Origin of the sequence: Mesorhizobium sp. M0296 (genome assembly GCF_040321675.1) — a bacterium.
GTDB lineage: Bacteria > Pseudomonadota > Alphaproteobacteria > Rhizobiales > Rhizobiaceae > Mesorhizobium.
In genome coordinates this window covers 70,684-92,202 of record NZ_JAMYRZ010000026.1, presented here as the reverse complement: position 1 = coordinate 92,202, position 21,519 = coordinate 70,684, and the positions used below count along the sequence as shown (strand labels likewise).

At 63.7% G+C, this 21,519-nt stretch carries 19 protein-coding genes; 12 read left to right on the top strand and 7 right to left on the bottom strand.

Translation table 11 applies throughout. From position 1 onward, the window contains the following. Window positions 1-156 precede the first annotated feature (156 nt). A complete protein-coding gene (locus NKI97_RS23340; protein WP_352836790.1) occupies window positions 157-444 on the top strand; it encodes a GIY-YIG nuclease family protein in 288 nt (95 codons plus the stop codon). Between the two features lie 196 nt (window positions 445-640). Here the strand turns inward: NKI97_RS23340 and dnaQ are convergent, their stop codons facing one another. The 5 genes from dnaQ to NKI97_RS23315 all read right to left on the bottom strand — a co-directional run bounded on the left by dnaQ (window position 641) and on the right by NKI97_RS23315 (window position 4,495). Continuing rightward, the gene (gene dnaQ, locus NKI97_RS23335; RefSeq protein WP_352836787.1) at window positions 641-1,360 is read right to left on the bottom strand and encodes a DNA polymerase III subunit epsilon; all 720 of its coding nucleotides are present in this window, start codon (window positions 1,358-1,360) and stop codon (window positions 641-643) included. Between the two features lie 85 nt (window positions 1,361-1,445). After that, window positions 1,446-2,048, bottom strand: a complete 603-nt coding sequence (gene coaE / locus NKI97_RS23330; RefSeq protein ID WP_352453665.1) for a dephospho-CoA kinase — start codon at window positions 2,046-2,048, stop codon at window positions 1,446-1,448. Next, the gene (locus NKI97_RS23325) at window positions 2,045-2,887 is read right to left on the bottom strand and encodes a shikimate dehydrogenase (RefSeq protein ID WP_352750665.1); all 843 of its coding nucleotides are present in this window, start codon (window positions 2,885-2,887) and stop codon (window positions 2,045-2,047) included. The genes coaE and NKI97_RS23325 overlap by 4 nt, the downstream gene beginning before the upstream one ends. Continuing rightward, on the bottom strand, window positions 2,880-3,479 hold the full coding sequence (locus NKI97_RS23320) for a Maf-like protein (protein ID WP_352458815.1): 600 nt from the start codon (window positions 3,477-3,479) through the stop codon (window positions 2,880-2,882). The genes NKI97_RS23325 and NKI97_RS23320 overlap by 8 nt, the downstream gene beginning before the upstream one ends. A gap of 197 nt (window positions 3,480-3,676) precedes the next feature. Beyond that, window positions 3,677-4,495: a pyruvate, water dikinase regulatory protein gene (locus NKI97_RS23315; RefSeq protein WP_352453668.1), complete on the bottom strand. Its 819-nt coding sequence runs from the start codon at window positions 4,493-4,495 to the stop codon at window positions 3,677-3,679. 401 nt (window positions 4,496-4,896) lie between these two features. Here NKI97_RS23315 and hemE point away from each other — a divergent pair, with 401 nt between their 5' ends. The 3 genes from hemE to rho all read left to right on the top strand — a co-directional run bounded on the left by hemE (window position 4,897) and on the right by rho (window position 7,905). After that, window positions 4,897-5,925, top strand: a complete 1,029-nt coding sequence (hemE, locus tag NKI97_RS23310) for a uroporphyrinogen decarboxylase (protein WP_352749539.1) — start codon at window positions 4,897-4,899, stop codon at window positions 5,923-5,925. Window positions 5,926-5,927: 2 nt separating this feature from the next. Further along, window positions 5,928-6,473, top strand: a complete 546-nt coding sequence (hemJ, locus tag NKI97_RS23305) for a protoporphyrinogen oxidase HemJ (RefSeq protein ID WP_502900795.1) — start codon at window positions 5,928-5,930, stop codon at window positions 6,471-6,473. A gap of 166 nt (window positions 6,474-6,639) precedes the next feature. Next, window positions 6,640-7,905, top strand: coding sequence for a transcription termination factor Rho (rho, locus tag NKI97_RS23300; RefSeq protein WP_023675925.1), 1,266 nt, complete (start codon window positions 6,640-6,642; stop codon window positions 7,903-7,905). A 50-nt stretch (window positions 7,906-7,955) separates the two neighbouring features. Here the strand turns inward: rho and NKI97_RS23295 are convergent, their stop codons facing one another. After that, on the bottom strand, window positions 7,956-9,974 hold the full coding sequence (locus NKI97_RS23295) for a thioredoxin domain-containing protein (protein WP_352750663.1): 2,019 nt from the start codon (window positions 9,972-9,974) through the stop codon (window positions 7,956-7,958). A gap of 59 nt (window positions 9,975-10,033) precedes the next feature. Between NKI97_RS23295 and mnmE the strand changes: the two genes are divergently transcribed. The 5 genes from mnmE (at window position 10,034) to NKI97_RS23270 (ending at window position 16,033) form a co-directional block, all read left to right on the top strand. Continuing rightward, window positions 10,034-11,362, top strand: a complete 1,329-nt coding sequence (gene mnmE / locus NKI97_RS23290; protein ID WP_352836782.1) for a tRNA uridine-5-carboxymethylaminomethyl(34) synthesis GTPase MnmE — start codon at window positions 10,034-10,036, stop codon at window positions 11,360-11,362. Between the two features lie 387 nt (window positions 11,363-11,749). Next, window positions 11,750-13,639 (top strand): tRNA uridine-5-carboxymethylaminomethyl(34) synthesis enzyme MnmG, encoded by a 1,890-nt coding sequence (gene mnmG, locus NKI97_RS23285; RefSeq protein ID WP_352836779.1) that lies wholly within the window; start codon window positions 11,750-11,752, stop codon window positions 13,637-13,639. Further along, the gene (gene rsmG, locus NKI97_RS23280; RefSeq protein ID WP_352836776.1) at window positions 13,636-14,277 is read left to right on the top strand and encodes a 16S rRNA (guanine(527)-N(7))-methyltransferase RsmG; all 642 of its coding nucleotides are present in this window, start codon (window positions 13,636-13,638) and stop codon (window positions 14,275-14,277) included. Before mnmG ends, rsmG begins: the two co-directional genes overlap by 4 nt. A 33-nt stretch (window positions 14,278-14,310) precedes the next feature. Then, a complete protein-coding gene (locus NKI97_RS23275; RefSeq protein WP_084642633.1) occupies window positions 14,311-15,111 on the top strand; it encodes a ParA family protein in 801 nt (266 codons plus the stop codon). Window positions 15,112-15,151: 40 nt separating this feature from the next. Next, entirely contained in the window at window positions 15,152-16,033 is an 882-nt protein-coding gene (locus NKI97_RS23270; RefSeq protein WP_352453674.1) for a ParB/RepB/Spo0J family partition protein, read from the top strand. Window positions 16,034-16,261: 228 nt separating this feature from the next. Here NKI97_RS23270 and holA read toward each other — a convergent pair whose 3' ends face one another. Next, the gene (holA, locus tag NKI97_RS23265; protein WP_352453675.1) at window positions 16,262-17,308 is read right to left on the bottom strand and encodes a DNA polymerase III subunit delta; all 1,047 of its coding nucleotides are present in this window, start codon (window positions 17,306-17,308) and stop codon (window positions 16,262-16,264) included. Between the two features lie 431 nt (window positions 17,309-17,739). On the opposite strand from holA, the gene NKI97_RS23260 reads away from it, so the two are divergent. From NKI97_RS23260 to NKI97_RS23250, 3 genes are read left to right on the top strand one after another with little or no spacing between them, the layout of a single operon-like run. Beyond that, window positions 17,740-18,972 carry a 3-methyl-2-oxobutanoate dehydrogenase (2-methylpropanoyl-transferring) subunit alpha gene (locus tag NKI97_RS23260; protein ID WP_254817940.1) on the top strand — a complete coding sequence of 411 codons (1,233 nt, stop codon included), beginning with the start codon at window positions 17,740-17,742 and terminating at the stop codon, window positions 18,970-18,972. Between the two features lie 2 nt (window positions 18,973-18,974). Then, the gene (locus tag NKI97_RS23255; RefSeq protein ID WP_352836772.1) at window positions 18,975-19,988 is read left to right on the top strand and encodes an alpha-ketoacid dehydrogenase subunit beta; all 1,014 of its coding nucleotides are present in this window, start codon (window positions 18,975-18,977) and stop codon (window positions 19,986-19,988) included. Window positions 19,989-19,998: 10 nt separating this feature from the next. Next, complete coding sequence (locus NKI97_RS23250; protein ID WP_352836769.1) at window positions 19,999-21,408, top strand: dihydrolipoamide acetyltransferase family protein; 1,410 nt, start codon at window positions 19,999-20,001, stop codon at window positions 21,406-21,408. Window positions 21,409-21,519: the final 111 nt, after the last annotated feature.

Here is a 21,519-nt window from a genome sequence, read left to right as displayed (position 1 = left end):
ACGGACGGCTCCCTTGTTTGAGATCTCAACGAACTCATTCTGGCACATCCGATGCCGTCGGGCGCCGTCCACCCCATCATGCCGTCACGGCAACCGAAGAATACAGCGGCTCAGAACGGCGCTTGTATCCGCAACTGTGCCAGCTACCCTTCAGCCATGACCGGCTATACCTACATGACCGCGAGCCAGAAGCGCGGCACGATCTACATCGGCGTCACCAACGATCTCGGCCGCCGCATGCCGGAGCACAAATCCGGCCAAGGTTCGCGCTTCACCGGCCGCTACGGCGTGCAGCGCCTGGTCTGGTGCGAGGAACATTTCGACATTCGTGACGCCATTCAGCGCGAGAAGTCGCTGAAGCGCTGGCCGCGCCAATGGAAGATCGAGCTGATCGAGAAGACCAACCCTGAGTGGTTCGAGCTTTTTCGCGGGACGGGGTGGTAGTTCGGTTCTGGTCCGCAGGCGCACTGCCGCGTGGTAACGGCATGGATCCCAGGGTCTGCGCCGCGTCGCTTTGCTCCTTGCTCCGCCCTGGGATGACGAATTGGAGGGATATTTCAGCCAATCTCCAAGGTTTGCGATTTGCCACTGAACGGAACTATCGACGTTCGCTGCCGATGACCGCAACCTGTCAAAATCACTATGCGGCGGAACTCGCTTCCGGGGGGACGCGCAGCCAGAGCGCCTTTTCGCCCAATGTGCCAACCATGCCCGCGTGCGCGGTGCGCTCGGCATCGGTCAGGCGCGAGGGCAAGGCGATCGGCCGCACACCGATCGAAATATCGATGTAGTCGACATTCTGCCTGCCGCCCGCCGGAGTCAGGATGCTGTCGAGGATGAGGCTTGCCTGCTTGCCGCCGATGAGCTCGATATAGACCTCGGCCAGCAATTCCGAATCGAGCAGCGCGCCGTGCTTGGTGCGGCGGCCGTTGTCGATGCCGTAGCGGCGGCAGAGCGCATCGAGCGAATTGGGGCCCATCGGATGCTTGCGGCGCGCCAGCGCCAGCGTGTCGACGATCCGTCCCGGATCGATGGCCGGATGGCCAAGCCGGCCGAATTCGAGATTGAGGAAGCCGATGTCGAAGCCGGCATTGTGCGCGACCAGCTTGGCGCCGTCGATGAAGGCCAGAAACTCCTCGGCAATCTCCATGAAAGTCGGCTTGCCCTGAAGATCGGCGGCGCTGATGCCGTGCACGGCCTGCGCCTCGTGATGGATCTGGCGGCCTTGCGGGTTGATGTATTTGTGGAAGGTTCGGCCGGTCGGGAAGCGGTTGACCAGCTCGACGCCGCCAAGCTCGATGACGCGGTCCTCGCGCGTGTCGAGGCCGGTGGTTTCCGTATCGAAGATGATCTCACGCATCGAATCAGTCCACTGGTTCCGGCATCATTCTAGCCGAATCACACCTGGAACAAAATGGCAACAGGTAAAGCGGGCTGCAAGCCTCTTAACCAGGCCTGGCTGCCTTATCCCCGACTAGTTCGGCGACGATCGCATTGACAGCCGCGCGCGCCGCATCAAAGCCCTGGCCGGTGTCGATGACGAAGTCGGCGCGCCGGCGCTTTTCGGCGTCGGCAACCTGCCTGGCCAGGATCGACGCCAGTTTCTCCTCGCTCATGCCCGGGCGCGCCAGCACGCGGGCGCGCTGGACTTCAGGCGGCGCGGTGACGACCACGACCTTGTCGACGCGATCACGGCCGCCGGTCTCGAACAGCAGCGGTATATCGAGCACCGCAAGCGGCGCGCCGGCGGCACGATGTTCAGCCAGGAAGGCATCGGCATCGGCACGGACCAACGGATGGATGATCGCTTCCAGACGTTTCAGGGCGGCGGCGTCGCCGAGCACCCGTTCGGCCAGCTTTGTGCGATCGACCGCACCGGATCGGGTGGTCCCGGGAAAGGCCGCCTCGACCATGGGGGCGGCCTGGCCGGCATAGAGGCGATGCACCGCCTCGTCGGAATCATGGACCGGCACGCCGGCCTCGGCAAACATCTTTGCGGTGGTCGACTTGCCCATGCCGATCGATCCGGTGAGGCCGAGCACGATCATTTTATCGCGCCGATATCGGCGATGATCATTTGCCGCAGTTCGGCGGTGACCTGCGGCCTGGTGCCGAACCAGCGCTCGAAGCCGGGCACCGCCTGGTGCAGCAGCATGCCGAGCCCATCGACGGTTCTCAGGCCGCGCGCTTTGGCCGCGGCAAGCAGCGGCGTCTCCAGCGGCACGTAGACGATGTCGGTGACGATCGCGCCGTCCGGCAGTCTGCGGGGATCGGCGGACAGGCCTTCATTGCCATGCATGCCGAGCGCTGACGTGTTGACCAGCAAGCCGGCATCTTCGAGCAATTCGCCGGTCGCCGCCAAGCCATGGGTGGAGACGCCGGCACCAAAGCGGTCGCGCAGCTCCTGCGCCCTCGCAAGCGTCCGATTGACGATGCGGATGTCGCTGACGCCGCGCTGCTTCAGCGCATGAATAACCGCGCGAGCGGCGCCACCGGCGCCGAGCACCACGGCGCGGCCGTTGGCCGCCCAGCTCGGTGCATATTCGTCCAGATTGGCGGCAAAGCCATGGGCATCGGTGTTGCCGCCCCACAATTCGCCATTCTCGAACCACAGCGTGTTGACCGCACCGATCTGTTCGGCGTCGGCGTCACGCCGCTTGGCCAAAGCGAAGGCGGCTTCCTTGTGCGGGATGGTGACGTTGCCGCCGCGATAGCCTTGTGCCTGCAGCGTCTGCAGGAATTCGGCAAACGCCTCCGGTGCAACGTCGATGGCCTCGTAGACGCCGCTGATACCGTATTTCGCCAGCCAGTAGCCGTGGATCTTCGGAGACCTGGAATGCGCGATCGGGTGGCCCGTGACAAACGCCTTTTTCGTGGCCTCAGCCATCGATCGCCCCGAACTCACGCAGCTTGGCCAGCACCGGCAAAAGTGGCAGGCCGACAATAGTAAAATAGTCGCCTTCGATTTTTTCGAACAGCTGGATGCCTTCGCCTTCGATCTGGTAAGCGCCGACGCTGGACAACGCCTTGGCGCCGACGCGCGCAAGATGGCGGCCGATGAAGGCCGGATCGAGCTTGCGCATGGTCAGGCTGGCGATGCCGACATGCCGCCACAGAACCTGGCCGTCACGGCCGAGCACGACGGCGCTGTTGAGATGATGCGTCTTGCCCGACAGCGCCAGCAGATGACGGCGCGCTCCTTCCATGTCGGCCGGCTTATGGAACAGCTCGTCGCCGAGCGACAGCGTCTGATCGCAGCCGAGCACCAGGGCGCCGGGCTTGCGCTCGCTGACGTCGGTGGCCTTGGCTTCGGCAAGCACCAGGGCGACGTCCTCCGGCGACACGCCACTATTCTGCAGCGGCGCCTCGAGCGCGCGCTCATCGACAGAAGCCGGAACCGCTTCGACAGTGACGCCGGCATTGACGAGCAACGCCTTGCGGAACGGGCTGCCCGAGGCAAGGATGATTTTTTCAGCCATTTTTTTCGCCTGATCTTTCCTTCTCCCCTTGTGGGAGAAGGTGGATTGGCGCGCAGCGCCAAGACGGTTGAGGGGTGCTGGACGGAGTGCAGGTGATGCCAAGCTGGAACACCCCTCATCCGAGCGAGCTTCGCTCGGCCACCTTCTCCCACAAGGGGAGAAGGTAAGGACCACCCACAGCACAAGCGCCCAAAACCCTAGCGCGTCTTGCCGCGCAGGGCAACGATGGCCGCCGCCGTCTCCTCGATCGAACGGCGGCTGACGTCGATCATCGGCCAGCCATGCCGCGTGCATATCTGGCGGGCATAGGTGAGCTCTTCCGCGATCGCGGCGCGGTCGACATAATCGGTCGGCTCATAGGCGCTGGTGCCGAGAATGCGGTTCTGCCGGACTTGCGATATGCGTTCGGCGGTGGCGACCAGGCCGACGATCAGCGGTCTCCTGGCATTGACCAGGGTTTCGGGCACCGGTACGCCGAGCACAATCGGAATGTTGGCGGTCTTGATGCCGCGATTGGCGAGATAGATGCTGGTCGGCGTCTTCGAGGTGCGGGAGATGCCGACGAGCACGATGTCGGCATCATCCATATTGGCCGGCAGCTGACCATCGTCATGCTCCATGGTGAAGTTGAGCGCGTCGATGCGGCGGAAATATTCGGCGTCCAGCACATGCTGGGCGCCCACGCGTCGGCCGGCAGGCGTGCCGAGATAGGACTGGAACACCGTCAGCACCGGCTCCAGCACCGAGACGCAAGGCAGGCCCATGGCCGCGCAGCGTTCGTCGATACCGCGGGCAAGCTTCTGGTCGACCACCGTGTAGAGGATGATGCCCGGCTCCTCCTCGATGTCCTCGAACACCTTCGTCACCTGCTTTTCGGTGCGGATGAGCGGGTAGATATGTTCGATGGCGCGCGCATCCTTGTATTGCGCGGAAGCCGCGCGGCCGGCGGCCAGCAGCGTTTCGCCGGTGGCGTCTGAAATCAGATGAAGGTGAAAGAAGCTCTGCGGTTTGTTCACAGGATACATTCCAGGCTGTGGGCCGATGTGGATAAGCCGGGCGGAAAACTCGGCCACCGCAAAGCGACTGTATCAGATGGCGGTTTGTCCACAATTCGATGTGCTGTCGGCTTCTCCGGGCGGTTGGGGACAAGTCCGGGGACCGAGCTTTTTGCCTTCGCTTCATCCACAGGGGCAATTTCCCTGGCCTGGCGGCAACGCATTGACTCCAGTCGTAAATTCCCGGTTTTCCACAAAGTCCTGCAATCCCGCTGGAGAAGCGCGCGACAATATGCTGGCTGGTCTTTTCGAGGGCAAAGCGGGACAGGAGACAACCACCACAACCAACAGACTCTTAGAATCATAAGATTCCTAAAAATAGAATATTTAATTATAGGGAAGCCTGGAAAGGCGAGCGCTCAATGCCTCAAGACCGGATCGTGCTGGACGTGTTGAGAGGCAAAGCGGCGTTTCCGCCGCCGCTCTGGATGATGCGCCAGGCCGGCCGCTATCTGCCGGAATACCGGGAGACGAGGAGACGGGCCGGATCCTTCCTCGATCTTTGCTACGACCCGGATCTCGCCGTCGAAGTGACGCTGCAGCCGATCGAACGCTTCGGCTTCGATGCATCGATCCTGTTTTCCGATATTCTTGTCGTGCCGCATGCGCTCGGCCGCGACGTGCGCTTCGAGGAAGGACGCGGCCCGCTGCTGACGCCGATCACGGCTGCGGAAATTGCGGCTCTCGACGGCGAAACGTTTCACGTGAATCTCGAGCCGGTCTACGAGACGGTGCGGCGGTTGCGCGCCAGACTGCCTGATGAAACGACGCTGATCGGCTTTTGCGGTGCGCCCTGGACGGTGGCGACCTACATGATTGCCGGCCACGGTACGCCCGACCAGGCGCCGGCCAGGCTGTTCGCCTATCGCGAGCCGACGGCCTTTCTCCGGCTCTTGAAAGTGCTCGCCGATCATTCGGCTGCCTATCTGATCCGCCAGATCGAGGCTGGCGCCGACGTGGTGCAGATATTCGATTCGTGGTCAGGCGTGCTCGACCAAGCGTCTTTCGAGTTGTTCTGCGTCGAGCCGGTGGCCTCGATCGTCCGGCAAGTGAAGGCTGCCCATCCCAATGTTCCGATCATCGGCTTTCCCAAGGGCGCGGGAGATCACTATCGAAGCTATCGCCAGAAGACCGGCGTGACCGGGCTGGGCCTCGACTGGACCGTGCCATTGTCGACCGCGAAGGAATTGCAGCGTGACGGCGCCGTGCAGGGCAATCTCGATCCGCTGCGGCTTGTAGCCGGCGGCAAGGCGCTTGACGACGGCGTGGGGGCGATCTTGAAGGCGCTGGGCGACGGGCCGCTGATCTTCAATCTCGGCCACGGCATCACGCCGGAGACGCCGCTCGCTCATGTCGAGCGGATGGTCAAGCTGGTGCGGAGCGCATCGTGACGATGATGGGCGCGGACAATGCGAACGGCACCAACACCGGTAAGGGCGCGATGCGCCGCGCGGCAATCGCGATCGCCATTTTCCTGGTGCTGGCCGGGCTGCTGTTGCTGTTCGGGCCCGATGATTTCTATCCCTGGGCGAAGGCGATCCACGTGATTGCCGTCATCTCCTGGATGGCTGGCATGCTCTATTTGCCGCGCTTGCTGGTCTATCATGCCGATGCCGAAAAAGGCTCCGTCCAGTCGGAGACTTTCAAGGTGATGGAGCGCCGCCTGCTGCGCGGCATCATCAATCCGGCAATGGTGATCACCTGGGCATTCGGCCTGTGGCTCGCCTGGAAAGGCTTTGGTTTTCAAGGCGGCTGGCTGCATGCCAAGATCGCTGCGGTGGTTGGCCTGTCGGCCGTGCATGGCTATCTCGCCGCCGCCGTCCGGAAATTTGCCGAAGACCGCAATGAAAAATCGGCAAGGCACTGGCGGATCGTCAATGAGATCCCTACATTGCTGATGATCGTCATCGTCGTCCTGGTTATCGTGAAACCGTTCTGACGTCTTCGGTTGCCCGCAAAAGGCGGCTTGCTCTTTCAACCGACCGACGATAAAAGACGGGTCTTCCTTCCCGTCATGCGCCGCCCATTTATCGCTTCGGCCGCGCCCGGCATTTGTCGCATCCCGCCGATATTTTTCCCAAAGCTTACTCAGAGTCCGTCTAATGATGCAAGAAATGAAACTCACAGAGTTCAAGAACAAGAAACCGCCAGAGCTGATCGCTTATGCGGAATCGCTCGAAGTCGAGAACGCCAGCGTCATGCGCAAGCAGGAGCTGATGTTCGCGATCCTGAAGAGGCTGGCGACCCAGGATATCGAGATCATCGGCGACGGCGTCGTCGAAGTGCTGCAGGACGGCTTTGGCTTCCTGCGCTCTGCCAATGCCAACTATTTGCCAGGTCCCGACGACATCTATATTTCACCGTCGCAGATCCGGCGGTTCTCGCTGAAGACCGGCGATACGGTTGAAGGGCCGATCCGCAGCCCGAAAGAGGGCGAGCGCTATTTCGCGCTGCTCAAGGTCAACACGATCAATTTCGACGACCCGGAAAAAATCCGCCACAAGATCCACTTCGACAATCTGACGCCGCTTTATCCGACGTCGCGGCTGAAGATGGAGATGGAGGTTCCGACCTCCAAGGATATTTCGGCGCGCGTCATCGACCTGGTGGCGCCGCTCGGCAAGGGCCAGCGCGCGTTGATCGTGGCGCAGCCGCGCACCGGCAAGACGGTGCTGCTGCAGAACATCGCCCATTCGATCACCACCAACCATCCGGAATGCTATTTGATCGTGCTTCTGATCGACGAGCGGCCGGAGGAAGTCACCGACATGCAGCGCTCGGTGAAGGGCGAGGTGGTGTCGTCGACGTTTGACGAGCCGGCGGTGCGCCACGTCCAGGTTGCCGAAATGGTTATCGAGAAGGCCAAGCGCCTGGTCGAGCACGGCCGTGACGTCGTCATCCTGCTGGATTCGATCACCCGCCTCGGCCGCGCCTACAACACCGTCGTGCCGTCATCCGGCAAGGTGCTGACCGGTGGTGTCGACGCCAACGCGCTGCAGCGGCCGAAGCGCTTCTTCGGTGCTGCCCGCAACATCGAGGAAGGCGGCTCGCTGACCATCATCGCCACGGCGCTGATCGATACCGGCAGCCGCATGGACGAGGTCATCTTCGAAGAGTTCAAGGGCACCGGCAATTCGGAAATCGTGCTCGACCGCAAGGTGGCGGACAAGCGCATCTATCCGGCCATGGACATCCTCAAATCCGGCACCCGCAAGGAAGACCTGCTGGTTCCGCGCCAGGACCTGCAGAAGATCTTCGTGCTGCGCCGCATCCTGGCGCCGATGGGAACGACCGACGCCATCGAGTTCCTTATCGACAAGCTCAAGCAGACCAAGACCAACGCGGATTTCTTCGATTCGATGAATACGTAAAGGTGGCAAAGGCGCTGTCCCGCCGGCGTTCCGGTTCTGTGCACCTCGACCTATCGATGGCTTAACTGCCGCTCGAGTTCCTCAGCGTCGGTTATCACCGGCAGGCAGACCTGCCCCGTGCAGAGCCAGGCGCCGGGCTCGGCCGTTGGCGGCAGGACGCCGCCTGGCAAGGCTGGCAGATTTGTCGCCGAGCCAACAGGCACGACGATGTCCACCCGGCGCGGGTCTGGATTTCGATTCGCAACCGGAACAAGCCTTGGAATCTCCGGTCTATCCACGATCACCAGCTTCAGCGGTTCAAGCGCCAAGGCACAGGCATTGACTATACCCGCCTGGCCATAGCCCTGGTGCTCCGCCCGCCCGCCCGCGTGCTCTGCGACTGTCCAGGCTTTTTCCCAGAGATCGAGATCGCCCGAAAGCGACGACAATCGGACCAGAGCCTCGATGATCTGGCCGGTAGCGGAAGGAATGGCTTCGTCGACATCGCCGCGGATGCGGATGGGCACATCCGCGCTGTCGGACGCGGTCAGATAGTAGCCGGTCTTGTCGCTGTCCCGGTGCCAAAGATCGAGTTGCTCAATGAAGTTCCCGGCGCGATCGATGTAGCCGGGATTGCCGGTCGCCTCGAACAGTGAGATGGCGGCGTTGGCCATGGCGGCATAGTCGCTCGACAGAGCCGGAAACAGCTTCTTTGCGCCGAGCATCGAATGCGGCAGGCGGCCGTCACGTCCGGCAGCCGCCATCGCGGCAAAGGCCGTTGCCGCCGCTTCGATCCAGTCGGATCGGCCAAGCGACCGTCCGGCCTCGGCAAGGGCTGCGATCATCAAGCCGTTCCAGTCGGTCAGGGCCTTGCCGTCACGCCCGGGCCGCACGCGCTGTTCCCTCGCTGCCAGCAGCCTGTGCTTGAGCGGAAACAGAAGGTCACGATCGACGACGCTCTGCGCCTGTTGAGCATCAGTCTGGCAAATGATCGGCTTGCCTTCCCAACCATGCGGACCGGCAAGCGTGAAGTATTTGAAAAACAATGCTGAATCGTCGCCAAGGGCTGCTTCGAGCTCATCCCTGCTCCAGGTGTAGAACAACCCCTCCTCGCCCTCGCTATCGGCATCAAGGCTGGCGGCAAAGGCATCGCCCTCGACTCGCATTTCGCGCAACAGCCAAGCAATCGTCTCTTCGATTCGCAGCCGGAACAATTCCTTGCCAGTCGACGCATAGGCCCAATTGCACAAGCGCATGAGCTGGGCATTGTCGTAGAGCATTTTTTCGAAATGCGGGACCAGCCATTCGGCGTCGGTCGAGTAGCGGCTGAGTCCGCCGCCAATATGGTCATAGATGCCGCCGGCCAGCATCTTTTCGAGGCTGAGGAGAACGGCGTCGCGGTGCGATGCGGTGCCGTCGCGCAGCCAGGACAGCCAGAGGCTCTGCATGAACGGCGCGTTGGGGAATTTCGGCGCGCCGCGCAGACCGCCCAAATCGCGGTCGATCATGCCGTCAATGCCATTGGCGAGGTTCGCCAGCATGCCGCGGTCGAGCACGGCCTTGGCATGGCTGCCAGCCAGCCGCGTCTCGACATGCGTGGTCAGGCCGTCGGCATTCTGGTTAACGCTTTCTTTCTTCTCCCGCCAAGCCTTGTCAACCGCCTCCAGCACCTGGACGAAACCCGGCCGGCCGTAGCGGGCTTCGCGCGGAAAGTAAGTGCCGCCCCAGAACGGCTTGCCCTTCGGCGTCAGGAACATGGTCAGCGGCCAGCCGCCCTGCTCGCCCATCGAGGATAACGCCGCCATGTAGATCTGGTCGATGTCGGGGCGCTCCTCGCGGTCGACCTTGATATTGACGAAGAGACGGTTCATGACGGCGGCGACGTCGTCGTTCTCGAAGCTCTCATGCGCCATGACGTGGCACCAATGGCACGCGGCGTAGCCGACAGAGAGCAGGATCGGACGCTGCAGCACCTTTGCTTCGGCCAGAGCGGCGGGCGACCATGGCCGCCAGTGCACTGGATTGCCGCTGTGCTGCTGCAGATAGGGGCTGGCCTCTTCGGCAAGCAGGTTTTTTGCAGGCAATGTCACGGCGTTACTCGATGGCGGATTGAACAAGCATAGCTAGGACGCTTCGGCAGAGCGGGCAAATGATTTCAAAAGACTCCATCGTGGCGCTGTCGAGCGGGCGCCTGCCGGCCGGCATTGCGGTGATCCGGATTTCGGGGCCGCAGAGTCGATTCGTTTTCGAAACGATTGCGGGATCGAAGGTGCCAAACCGCGTTGCCACCTATCGCAAGTTCCGGGCGCCCGACGGATCGGTGCTGGACAGCGGCCTGGTCGTCTTGTTTGCCGGCCCCGACAGTTTTACCGGCGAGGACGTTGCAGAGTTCCATGTGCATGGCGGGCGCGCCGTTGTGGCGAGGATGCTGGAAACGATCGCCTCCTTCGACGGCGTCAGGCATGCCGAGCCTGGCGAATTCACCCGCCGCGCCTTTCTCAACGGCAAGCTCGATCTGGTCGAAACCGAGGCGCTGGCCGATCTCATCAACGCCGAAACCGAGGCGCAGCGGCGCTTTGCCGTTCACAACGCCCAAGGCGTGCAGAGCGAACTCTATCTGGGTTGGCGCCGACGGCTGATCCTCGCCCGCGCGATGATCGAGGCCGAGATCGACTTTGCCGACGAGGATGACGTGCCGGGCTCGGTGGCCGATACAGTCTGGTCCGATGTCCGGGCGATGATCGGGGAAATAGAGCGTCACGTCGCCGGCTTCCGCGCTGCCGAAATCATTCGCGATGGGTTCGAAGTGGTAATCCTCGGCGCGCCGAATGCCGGCAAGTCCAGCCTGTTCAACGCGCTGGCGCGGCGCGAAGCGGCCATCGTCACCGACGAGCCGGGCACGACCCGCGACCTGCTCGAGGTGGTACTGGACCTTGAGGGGATGCGGGTCAGGGTAACCGACACCGCCGGCCTGCGCGAGGCGCGTGGCATGATCGAGGCGATCGGCATCGAGAAAGCCAGGACCAAGGCGCACAGCGCCGATCTGCTGTTGCTGCTTGAGGATATGGCGGAGCCAATCGCGATCGGTGTGCCGCCGGGCGACATTCAGGCGCTGAGGGTCGGAACAAAAATTGACCTGTTGGGGGGCAAATCGCCCTCGCCCGCGGCGCACTATAATTTCGCTATCTCGACGCGGGACGGCACGGGTCTGGCCGAACTGCTGGACGAGATCGGGCGTCGTGCCGCAGTCCAGATCGGCAAGGCCGGCGATATCCTGCCGTCGCGGCTGCGGCACGTCGAGCTGCTCAACGAGACGAAACGCTTCCTGCTCGCAGCAGTGGCCAGTGGTGATCGCGGGCAGGAGCTACGGGCCGAGGAACTGCGCCTGGCGGCGGATCGGCTTGGACGCATCGTCGGGGCGGTCGATGTCGAGGATATGCTCGATGTGATTTTTTCGCAGTTCTGTATCGGCAAATGACTCACGTGAAACATAGGGGAAGGAACACACCGGGGTGATTCACGTGAAACATGGGCCCAGGAATAGGGGGACTGTTTCACGTGAAACGATCTCGCTCGTAGCGTCTCCCCTTCTCCCCTTGGGGGAGAAGGTGGCCGAGCGAAGCTCGGTCGGATGAGGGGTGTTCCAGCTTGGCACCAACAGTGCTCCGTCCAGCACCCCCTCAACCGTCTTGGCGCTGCGCGCCAATCCACCTTCTCCCACAAGGGGAGAAGGAAAGACAAAACGGCGCCAGGCGATCTCTGTCTGCATTGTCGGGGGCAGTCATGCGTCTGAAGCGCCCCTGCGTCCTTGACAGCGCGTGCCTCCAGGGACATGTGTCGGTCCACTTGAATTCGGGATTCTGAAATGACCAATCACTATGATGTGGTTGTGGTGGGCGGCGGTCATGCTGGTTGCGAGGCAGCCAGTGCCGCTGCGCGGGCTGGCGCCAGGACGGCGCTGGTGACGCTGCGCTTCGACACGATCGGCGTGATGTCCTGCAATCCGGCGATCGGCGGCCTCGGCAAGGGCCATCTGGTTCGCGAAATCGACGCCATGGACGGGCTGATGGGGCGCGTCGCCGATGCCGCCGGCATCCAGTTCCGCCTGCTCAACCGCCGCAAGGGGCCAGCGGTGCGTGGTCCGCGAACGCAGGCCGACCGAAAACTCTATCGCCTCGCCATGCAGGCGGCAATCCGCCAGCAGGCTGGCCTCGATGTCATCGAAGGCGAGGTGCTGGATTTCGAAATCAACAACGGGGAAATCGACGACGGACGCATCGCGGCGGTACTATTGGCGGATGGGAGCCGGCTCGCCTGCGGCGCCGTGGTGCTGACGACCGGCACTTTTTTGCGCGGGCTGATCCATATCGGCGAAAAGAAGATCGTCGCCGGCCGTATGAACGAGCAGGCGAGCATCGGCCTGTCGGCGACGATGAGCCGCGCCGGCTTCAGGCTCGGGCGGCTGAAGACCGGCACGCCGCCGCGGCTGGATGGCAGGACGATCGATTGGGCGTCACTGGAGAGCCAGGCGGCGGACGAGGACCCCGTGCCGTTCTCGCTGCTGACCGATCGCATCGAAAATCCGCAGATCCATTGCGGCATTACCCGAACGACCAATGCAACGCACGAGCTGATTCGCGCCAATCTCGGCCGCTCGGCCATGTATTCGGGGTCGATAGAAGGCGTCGGGCCGCGTTATTGCCCGTCGATCGAAGACAAGATCGTCAAGTTCGGTGACCGCGAAGGCCACCAGATCTTTCTGGAGCCGGAAGGGCTGGACGACGACACGGTGTACCCGAACGGCATTTCGACCTCGCTGCCCGAGGACGTACAACTCGACATCCTGAAGACCATTCCGGGGCTGGAGCGGGCAACCATGCTGCAGCCGGGCTATGCCATCGAGTATGACCATGTCGATCCACGCGAGCTCAAGCCAACGCTGGAAACAAGGCGGATCGCCAGCCTTTTCCTCGCCGGCCAGATCAACGGCACCACCGGCTACGAGGAGGCCGGCGCGCAAGGGCTGCTTGCCGGCTTGAATGCAGCGCGCAAGGCGTCGGCGAGCGAGGAAATCGTGCTGAGCCGCACCGAAGCCTATATCGGCGTGATGGTCGACGATTTGACCAGCCGCGGCATCGCCGAGCCGTACCGCATGTTCACCTCAAGGGCCGAGTTCCGGCTATCGCTGCGAGCCGACAACGCCGATGAGCGGCTGACGCCACTGGCGATAAGGCTGGGGATTGCCTCGCCGGAGCGGATGCAGCGGTTCAACAATGTCGTGCAAGACCTTGAGAAGGCGCGACAGCTCGCCCTCGGCACCACCATGACCCCCAATGAGGCAGCGCGCCATGGGCTCGAAATCAACCGGGACGGCGTCCGCCGCTCGGCCTATGAGTTGCTGGCCTATCCCGGCGTCGACATCGCCTGGCTGGCGCGGATCGAGCCGGCTTTCGCGGCGATCGACAGTAAAACGGCCGAACGTCTTGAAACGGAAGCCAAATATTCTGTCTATCTCGACCGCCAGCAGGCCGATGTTTCGCAGATCAGGCATGAGGAGAGCAGGCTTATTCCCGAGTCGCTCGACTTTGCTTCTGTTCCCGGCCTGTCGAACGAGTTGAAGCAGAAGATGCTGGCACGCCAGCCGCGCTCGATTGCCGATGCGCAGCGCATGGAAGGCATGACGCCGGCGGCGCTGGCGATTATTGTCGCCCATGTCCGCAATGCCGAGGCGGCTGCGCGAAAGCAGGTCGCGTGAGCGCTGCGTCCTGGGCAAACCTGCAGACTGCAGCGGGCCCGGTTTCACGTGAAACATTCGATCGCCTGGTCGAGTTCGAGGCCGTCTTCCAGAAATGGAACCGCCGGATCAATCTGGCCGCGCAATCGACGCAGGATGATGTCTGGCGCCGCCACATCCTCGACAGCGCGCAGCTGGCGCGAATCAAACCAGAGGCGAAGCGCTGGGTCGATCTCGGCTCCGGCGGTGGGTTTCCCGGCCTTGTGCTGGCCTTTTTGCTTGCCGAGCGGGACGGCGCCGGTATCGACCTGGTTGAAAGCAACCGAAAAAAAGCATCGTTCCTGCAAGCGGTCATCGGACAGTTCAGGCTGCCCGCCAAGGTTATCGCGCGCCGCATCGACGACAGCTATCCTCTTGTTCCTGCACCGCAAATCGTCACAGCCAGGGCGCTTGCGTCGCTTCCGGCCTTGCTCGACCTGGCGGCACCGTGGCTGACCAAGGGGTCGCGCGGCCTGTTTCACAAAGGCCGGGATTACCGCGCCGAAGTGGCAGAAAGCGCTCAACGATGGTCTTTCGATCTGGTAGAACATGCCAGTGCAACCGACGCGCAGGGCGTCATTCTCGAAGTATCCGACTTGCGACAGCACCCTGGCTTGTGACCGGCGACCCAAATGAATTTCTGGCATAGACCCATGATGAAGAACGGCCCCCGAATCATCACCGTCGCCAACCAGAAGGGCGGCGTCGGCAAGACGACGACCGCCATCAATCTGGCCACCGCGCTGGCGGCCATAGGCGAACAGGTGCTGATCGTCGATCTCGACCCGCAGGGCAACGCCAGCACCGGGCTTGGCATCGACCGGCGCGACCGCACCGTCTCGTCCTATGATGTGCTGACCGGCGAGCTAGATCTCGAAGCGGCGGCGATCCCGACGGCGGTGCCTGGCCTGTCGATCGTACCGTCGACGCTCGACCTGCTCGGCATCGAGATGGAAATCGCCTCGGCGCCGGATCGGGTGCTGCGGCTGCGCAACGCTCTACGGGCTTCGGCCGAGCGCTCGGCCAATTTCGGCTATGTGCTGATCGACTGCCCGCCCTCGCTCAACCTGCTGACGCTGAATTCGATGGCTGCGGCCGATTCGGTGCTGGTGCCGCTGCAGTGCGAGTTTTTCGCGCTGGAGGGCCTGAGCCAGCTTTTGGAGACGGTCGAGCAGGTGCGCCGCTCGATCAACCCCGACCTGACGATCCAGGGCATCGTGCTGACCATGTTCGACGGGCGCAACAATCTCGCCAACCAGGTGGTGCAGGATGTGCGGGCGCATATGGGCGACAAGGTCTACGAAACCGTCATCCCGCGCAATGTCCGCGTTTCCGAGGCGCCGTCCTATGGCAAGCCGGCGATTCTCTACGACCTCAAATGCTCGGGCAGCCAGGCCTATCTGCAGCTTGCTTCGGAAGTCATCCGCCGCGAGCGCAAATTGCGTGCTGCCTGAACATAAACCCGATTCGATACCGAAACGATCTGGACGGACGATGAACGAAGACCCTTCGAGGAAAAGACTGGGACGGGGACTGGCGGCGCTGATCGGCGAAATCGATCGCCCGGCGGCACCGGAAAAGCCCGGGCTGGCGGCCGACGGCAAGGTGCCGATCGAGTTCCTCAGCCCCAATCCCAAAAACCCGCGCCGGCATTTTGGCGACGCCGACCTGACCGACCTCGCCCAGTCGATCCGCGAACATGGCGTGGTGCAGCCGGTGGTGGCGCGGCCGTCGAAAACCCAAACGGGCCGCTACGAGATCATCGCAGGCGAGCGTCGTTGGCGCGCGGCGCAACGCGCCGGGCTGACCGAAATCCCGATCATCGTACGCGACGTCAACGATCGCACGGCGCTCGAGCTGGCGATCATCGAAAACGTCCAGCGCACCGACCTCAACCCGGTCGAGGAGGCGCTCGGCTACCAGCAGCTGATCGACGACCATGGCTATACCCAGGCCGATCTCGGCCAGGTGATCGGCAAGAGCCGCAGCCATGTCGCCAATACGCTGAGGCTGCTCAAGCTGCCCGACGTCATTCGCGACATGCTGGTCGACGGCGCGCTCTCGGCCGGCCACGCCCGCACCCTGGTGACGGCCGAGGACCCGGCCGAGCTTGCCAAGCGGATCATCGACGAGGGGCTTTCGGTGCGCCAGGCCGAAGCCTTGGCGCAGATGCCGGTCGGCGCGCCGGCGGCAAAGCGCCAGCCCACCGCACCGCCGCAAAAGGATGCCGACACACTGGCGCTGGAGCGGCTGATGACCAGCACGATCGGCATGATCGTCACGATCGAGCACAACCAGCGCGGCGGCGTGATCAGCGTCGCCTACCGGACGCTGGAGCAGCTCGACGAGCTTTGTCGAAGGCTGAAGCGGGAGTAGGTAGGTTGCTAAAATTAGCCGGCAAATAACGTTTTGCTGCCGCGCGGTGATTGGCGAAATCGTCGAAGTAGTTAATCTCCCCCCTTGAGGGGGAGATGGCCGGCAGGCCAGAAGGGGTCGTCAAATTTCAAGCGCCCACGTCCTCTGTCTTCGCGGAAGGGGCTGGTGTTCTACGCGCTGTGACCCCCTCTGTCGCCTTTGGCGACATCTCCCCCTCAAGGCGGGAGATTAGGTGCGCTGCGCCAGCCTTGCGCTCTCCACCGCAATGCCGAGCAGCGCCTGCCGCGCCAGCGCCACCGACAAATCGGGCCGCCGGCGTGTCTGCAGGACCGCCGTCTGCAGGCGGTTGAGTGCGCGGCCAAGCGCCTCGCTGCTCCAGCGTTCGAGGGCTTTCTCGACCAGCTTGCGCCTGGAGAAAAACACCGGCGGGCGCGCCGCGGCTACGACCGAAGCGGCATTGCGGCCGCCGGCGTCCATCAGGCCGCGCATCGCCTGGATCGCCTGCAACTGCCGCATCGCCGATGAAAGCACCAGGAAAGGCTGGCCGCCTGACTGACAATGGCGGTTAAAGGCGGTGTCGAAGTCGGCGATCCTGCCTTCGAGCAGGGCGTCGACCGCCGCGTCGAAGGAGAGGCCCGAGACATCGCCAGACGTCGCCTTGACGTCGTCGAGGCCGATTTCGGGCTGGCCATGCGCATAAAGCACAAGCTTTTCGATCTCGCCGCGCGAGGCCAGCCGGTCGCCGCCGAGATTGCGGCGCAGCGCCTGCCGCGCCTCCAGTGTCATCGACATGCCGGCCTTGCGCAGTTCGTCGTCGATGACCGTATCGATATCCCTGGCCTCATCGGCATAGCAAGGCAATGCCATGGCATTGTCCGCCGCCTCCACCACGGCGCGCAGGCCGACGCCCTTCTTCAGGTCGCCGGCCTCGATGAGGATGATGGCGTCCCGCGCGGGCTCCGACGTCAGCGCCTTGACGTCGTCGGCAAGCGCCTTCTGGGCGCCGGCATTGCGCACCCATAGCAGGCGCCGCTCCGAAAACATCGGCACGGTGCGGGCCTCGTCGAGCAGGCGGCCCTCGTCGCGATCGACCTCCGAACCGTCCAGCCTGACGACCGAGAACGGATCGTCAAGCGGCAGGCCGGTCTTGCCGGCAAAGGCCTTTGCCCGCTCGGCAACCAGCCCGCGATCGGGACCGTAAAGCAGCACGATCGAGACGCGCGGATCCGGCTTCGCGAGCCATGCATCGACCTCGTATGCTTTCTTTTGTGCCATGGGCGCTGATTAGCATGACGCGGGCGCGGGGTGAACGGAGGGATGGCGGTATTGTATCGAGACGCCGACGGGGCAGAGGGGGCGCGAAGGAAGACCAGCCTCTCAAGACGTGGGTTCCTCTCCCCCACTTCCGTGGGGGCGAGGAACCGGAGCTGGGATGATGCCGCGATCCTCCGGCAGGACAGAGGGGGGCGCGAAGGAACTCGACCGAGCGATCTTCCCGCAGGAAGTTCCTGCTCTTGCGCCAGACTGGCCCGGGCATTCGCCAAATTGCGCGCCGGCGCGGAAGATCGACAAGAAATTTCGCCGACATATCTCCATCCTGTCGGCCGCGGGCAGCAGCCAGCGGCAGCGAAGCCTCGCCCGACGAATTGGCACTGCTCTGGCGGTGTGCAAATATCCTGGCCGGGCAACAGTGGAGGACCGAGATCATGGCCGATGCCGGAATGCTGCGCTTCCATGTTCCGGAACCGGAAGTGCGGCCGGGCGGGACGCCGGATTTCTCTAATGTGAGCATTCCAAAAGCTGGCTCGGTGCCGCGCCCGAAGATCGACGTCGACCCGCGCGACATCCGCGATCTGGCCTTCTCGATCATCCGCGTGCTCAACCGCGCCGGCGAGGCGGTCGGGCCGTGGGCAGGACTGCTTTCGGACGACGAGTTGCTGGAGGGGCTGCGCCATATGATGACGCTGCGCAGCTTCGATGCGCGCATGCAGATGGCGCAGCGCCAGGGCAAGACCTCTTTCTACATGCAGCATCTCGGCGAAGAGGCAGTGAGCTGCGCCTTCCGCAAGGCGCTGTCGCGGGGCGACATGAATTTTCCGACCTATCGGCAGGCCGGCCTGCTCATCGCCGACGGCTACCCGATGGTCACGATGATGAACCAGATCTATTCGAACGAGGCCGATCCGCTGAAAGGGCGGCAATTGCCGATCATGTATTCATCGAAGGAGCACGGCTTCTTCTCGATCTCCGGCAATCTGGCGACGCAGTACATCCAGGCGGTCGGCTGGGCGATGGCCTCGGCAATCAGCAACGATTCAAAGATCGCCGCCGCCTGGATCGGCGACGGCTCGACCGCCGAGTCCGACTTCCATTCGGCGCTGGTGTTCGCCTCGACCTACAAGGCGCCGGTCGTGCTCAACGTCGTCAACAACCAATGGGCGATCTCGACCTTCCAGGGCATCGCCCGCGGCGGTTCCGGCACTTTTGCCGCCCGTGGGCTCGGCTTCGGTATTCCGTCGCTGCGCGTCGACGGCAACGACTATCTCGCCGTCCATGCGGTGGCCAAATGGGCGGCGGAACGGGCGCGCAGCAATCTCGGGCCGACGCTGGTCGAATACGTCACTTATCGCGTCGGCGCCCATTCGAGCTCCGACGACCCGTCGGCCTACCGGCCGAAGGCCGAGTCCGATGCCTGGCCGCTCGGCGACCCGATCGTCAGGCTGAAGAACCATCTCATCCAGCGCGGCGTCTGGTCGGACGAACGCCACGCCCAGGCCGAGGCCGAAATCCTCGACACGGTGATTTCGGCGCAGCGGGAGGCCGAGCGCCACGGCACGCTGCATGCCGGCGGCAAGCCCTCGGCGCGCGACATGTTCGAGGGCGTCTATGCCGAGATGCCGCCGCATCTCAGGCGCCAGCGCCAACAGGCAGGGGTCTGACCATGCCGCGGCGGACCATGATCGAGGCGATCCGCGACGCCATGGACGTGTCGATGGCGCGCGACAGCCAAGTCATCGTGTTCGGTGAGGATGTCGGCTTCTTCGGCGGCGTCTTCCGCTGCACCCAGGGCCTGCAGGCGAAATACGGCAAGAGCCGCTGCTTCGATGCGCCGATCAGCGAATCCGGGATTGTCGGCGCGGCCATCGGCATGGCCGCCTACGGGCTGAAGCCTTGCGTCGAGGTGCAGTTTGCCGACTATGTATATCCGGCCTATGACCAGATCGTCTCGGAAGCCGCGCGGCTGCGCTACCGGTCGAACGGCGATTTCACCTGCCCGATCGTCGTGAGAATGCCGACCGGCGGCGGCATTTTCGGCGGCCAGACCCACAGCCAGAGCCCGGAGGCGCTGTTCACCCACGTCTCCGGCCTGAAGGTCGTCGTGCCGTCGAACCCGCATGACGCCAAGGGCCTTTTGATCGCGGCGATAGAGGATCCGGACCCGGTGATCTTTCTGGAGCCGAAGCGGCTCTACAACGGCCCCTTCGACGGTCATCACGAGCGCCCGGTAACGCCATGGTCGAAACATGAGCTCGGCGAAGTCGCCGACGGCCATTACACGGTGCCGCTCGGCAAGGCGGTGATCCGCAGGCAGGGCGCGGCAGTCACCGTGCTTGCCTACGGCACGATGGTCTATGTCGCCCAGGCGGCAGCCGAGGAGACCGGCATCGATGCCGAGATCATCGATCTGAGGACACTGCTGCCGCTCGATCTCGAGACGATCGTCGCCTCGGTCAACAAGACGGGGCGCTGCGTCATCGTGCATGAGGCGACGCTGACATCGGGGTTCGGCGCCGAACTTTCGGCGCTGGTTCAGGAGAGCTGCTTCTACCATCTGGAAGCGCCTGTGGCGCGGGTCACCGGCTGGGACACGCCCTATCCGCATGCGCAGGAGTGGGACTATTTTCCCGGTCCTGCCCGGCTAGGCCGCGCGCTCGTCGAAACGGTGGAAGCCTGAAGGGGGAACGATGGGCGAATATGTCATCAAGCTGCCCGATGTCGGCGAAGGCGTAGCCGAGGCCGAGCTCGTCGAATGGCAGGTCAAGGTCGGCGACCTCGTGCGCGAGGATGCCGTGCTGGCCGCTGTCATGACCGACAAGGCGACGGTCGAAATTCCTTCGCCCGTCGATGGCGAAATCGTCTGGTTGGGCGCCGAGATCGGCGACACGGTGGCGATCGGCTCGCCGATTGTCAGGTTGAAGGTGGCGGGCGAGGGTAACGTCAGCGATGCTGCGTCGCAGGCCACTGAGGCGGGCGCCAAGAATACCCCCACCGGGCGCAGTACCCCCACCCCTAACCCCTCCCCACAAGGGGGAGGGGGACGCGTCACGGCCGCCAAAGCCGATGCCAAACCCATTTCGCCATCATCCAGAAAAGTTTCAACGCATGAGGGTGGAAGTGGGCCGGCGGAATCCCCCTCCCCCTTGTGGGGAGGGGTTAGGGGTGGGGGTACTGCGCCGGCTTTCGGGGGTATAGCCCCGGTCGGCGCGCCGCGCCCCGAGGGCGAAAAGCCACTGGCCTCGCCGGCCGTCCGCTTGAGGGCGAAAGAGGCCGGCATCGACCTTCGGCAGGTCCCGGGAACCGGCGCGGCCGGGCGCATCCGGCACGAGGATATCGAGGCTTTCCTGGCGCGCGGACCCCGGCTCGCCAAGGTTTCCGGCCTTGCCCGCAACGAGGCGGTCGAGGACATCAAGATAGTCGGGCTCAGGCGAAAGATCGCCGAGAAGATGACGCTGGCCAAGTCGCGCATCCCGCATATCACCTATGTCGAGGAGATCGACGTCACCGCGCTCGAGGATTTGCGCGCCGCGCTCAACAAGGAGAAGCGGCCGGGCGGGGACAGGCCGAAGCTGACGCTGCTGCCGTTCTTGATGCGGGCGATGGTCAAGGCAATCGCCGACCAGCCCAATGTCAACGCACTGTTCGACGACGAAGCCGGCATCGTCCACCAGCATGGCGGCGTCCATATCGGCATCGCCGCGCAGACGGCTTCCGGGCTGATGGTGCCGGTGGTCAAGCACGCCGAGACGCGCGACATCTGGGACTGTGCAGCCGAGGTTGTCAGGCTGGCCGAGGCGGCAAAGTCCGGCACGGCGACGCGCGACGAGCTCTCGGGCTCGACCATCACCATCACTTCGCTGGGCGCCATGGGCGGCGTGGCGACGACGCCGGTGATCAATCATCCGGAAGTGGCGATCGTCGGCGTCAACAAGATGATGGTGCGGCCGGTATGGGACGGCACCCAGTTCATCCCGCGCAAGATGATGAACCTGTCCTCCAGCTTCGACCACCGCGTCGTCGACGGCTGGGACGCGGCGGTGTTCATCCAGCGGATAAAGGCGCTGCTGGAAACGCCGGCGCTGATTTTTGTGGATTGAGGAGATGAACAGAGGATCGCAGGGGCGCGGGATGAGAGCAGTAGTGATCCTTCGCGCCCCCCTCTGCCCTACCGGGCATCTCCCCCTCAAGGGGGGAGATCGGCCGTCATC

Excerpts from the sequence above, each read along its gene's own strand:
- hemJ (WP_502900795.1), top strand. The coding sequence starts at position 5,928 with ATGATGGGCGCGGACAATGCGAACGGCACCAACACCGGTAAGGGCGCG.
- NKI97_RS23250 (WP_352836769.1), top strand. The coding sequence starts at position 19,999 with ATGGGCGAATATGTCATCAAGCTGCCCGATGTCGGCGAAGGCGTAGCC.
- rho (WP_023675925.1), top strand. The coding sequence starts at position 6,640 with ATGCAAGAAATGAAACTCACAGAGTTCAAGAACAAGAAACCGCCAGAG.
- NKI97_RS23275 (WP_084642633.1), top strand. The coding sequence starts at position 14,311 with ATGATGAAGAACGGCCCCCGAATCATCACCGTCGCCAACCAGAAGGGC.
- NKI97_RS23320 (WP_352458815.1), bottom strand. The coding sequence starts at position 3,479 with ATGGCTGAAAAAATCATCCTTGCCTCGGGCAGCCCGTTCCGCAAGGCG.
- dnaQ (WP_352836787.1), bottom strand. The coding sequence starts at position 1,360 with ATGCGTGAGATCATCTTCGATACGGAAACCACCGGCCTCGACACGCGC.
- NKI97_RS23260 (WP_254817940.1), top strand. The coding sequence starts at position 17,740 with ATGGCCGATGCCGGAATGCTGCGCTTCCATGTTCCGGAACCGGAAGTG.
- NKI97_RS23255 (WP_352836772.1), top strand. The coding sequence starts at position 18,975 with ATGCCGCGGCGGACCATGATCGAGGCGATCCGCGACGCCATGGACGTG.
- NKI97_RS23340 (WP_352836790.1), top strand. The coding sequence starts at position 157 with ATGACCGGCTATACCTACATGACCGCGAGCCAGAAGCGCGGCACGATC.
- mnmE (WP_352836782.1), top strand. The coding sequence starts at position 10,034 with ATGATTTCAAAAGACTCCATCGTGGCGCTGTCGAGCGGGCGCCTGCCG.
- hemE (WP_352749539.1), top strand. The coding sequence starts at position 4,897 with ATGCCTCAAGACCGGATCGTGCTGGACGTGTTGAGAGGCAAAGCGGCG.
- holA (WP_352453675.1), bottom strand. The coding sequence starts at position 17,308 with ATGGCACAAAAGAAAGCATACGAGGTCGATGCATGGCTCGCGAAGCCG.
- mnmG (WP_352836779.1), top strand. The coding sequence starts at position 11,750 with ATGACCAATCACTATGATGTGGTTGTGGTGGGCGGCGGTCATGCTGGT.
- coaE (WP_352453665.1), bottom strand. The coding sequence starts at position 2,048 with ATGATCGTGCTCGGCCTCACCGGATCGATCGGCATGGGCAAGTCGACC.
- NKI97_RS23325 (WP_352750665.1), bottom strand. The coding sequence starts at position 2,887 with ATGGCTGAGGCCACGAAAAAGGCGTTTGTCACGGGCCACCCGATCGCG.
- NKI97_RS23270 (WP_352453674.1), top strand. The coding sequence starts at position 15,152 with ATGAACGAAGACCCTTCGAGGAAAAGACTGGGACGGGGACTGGCGGCG.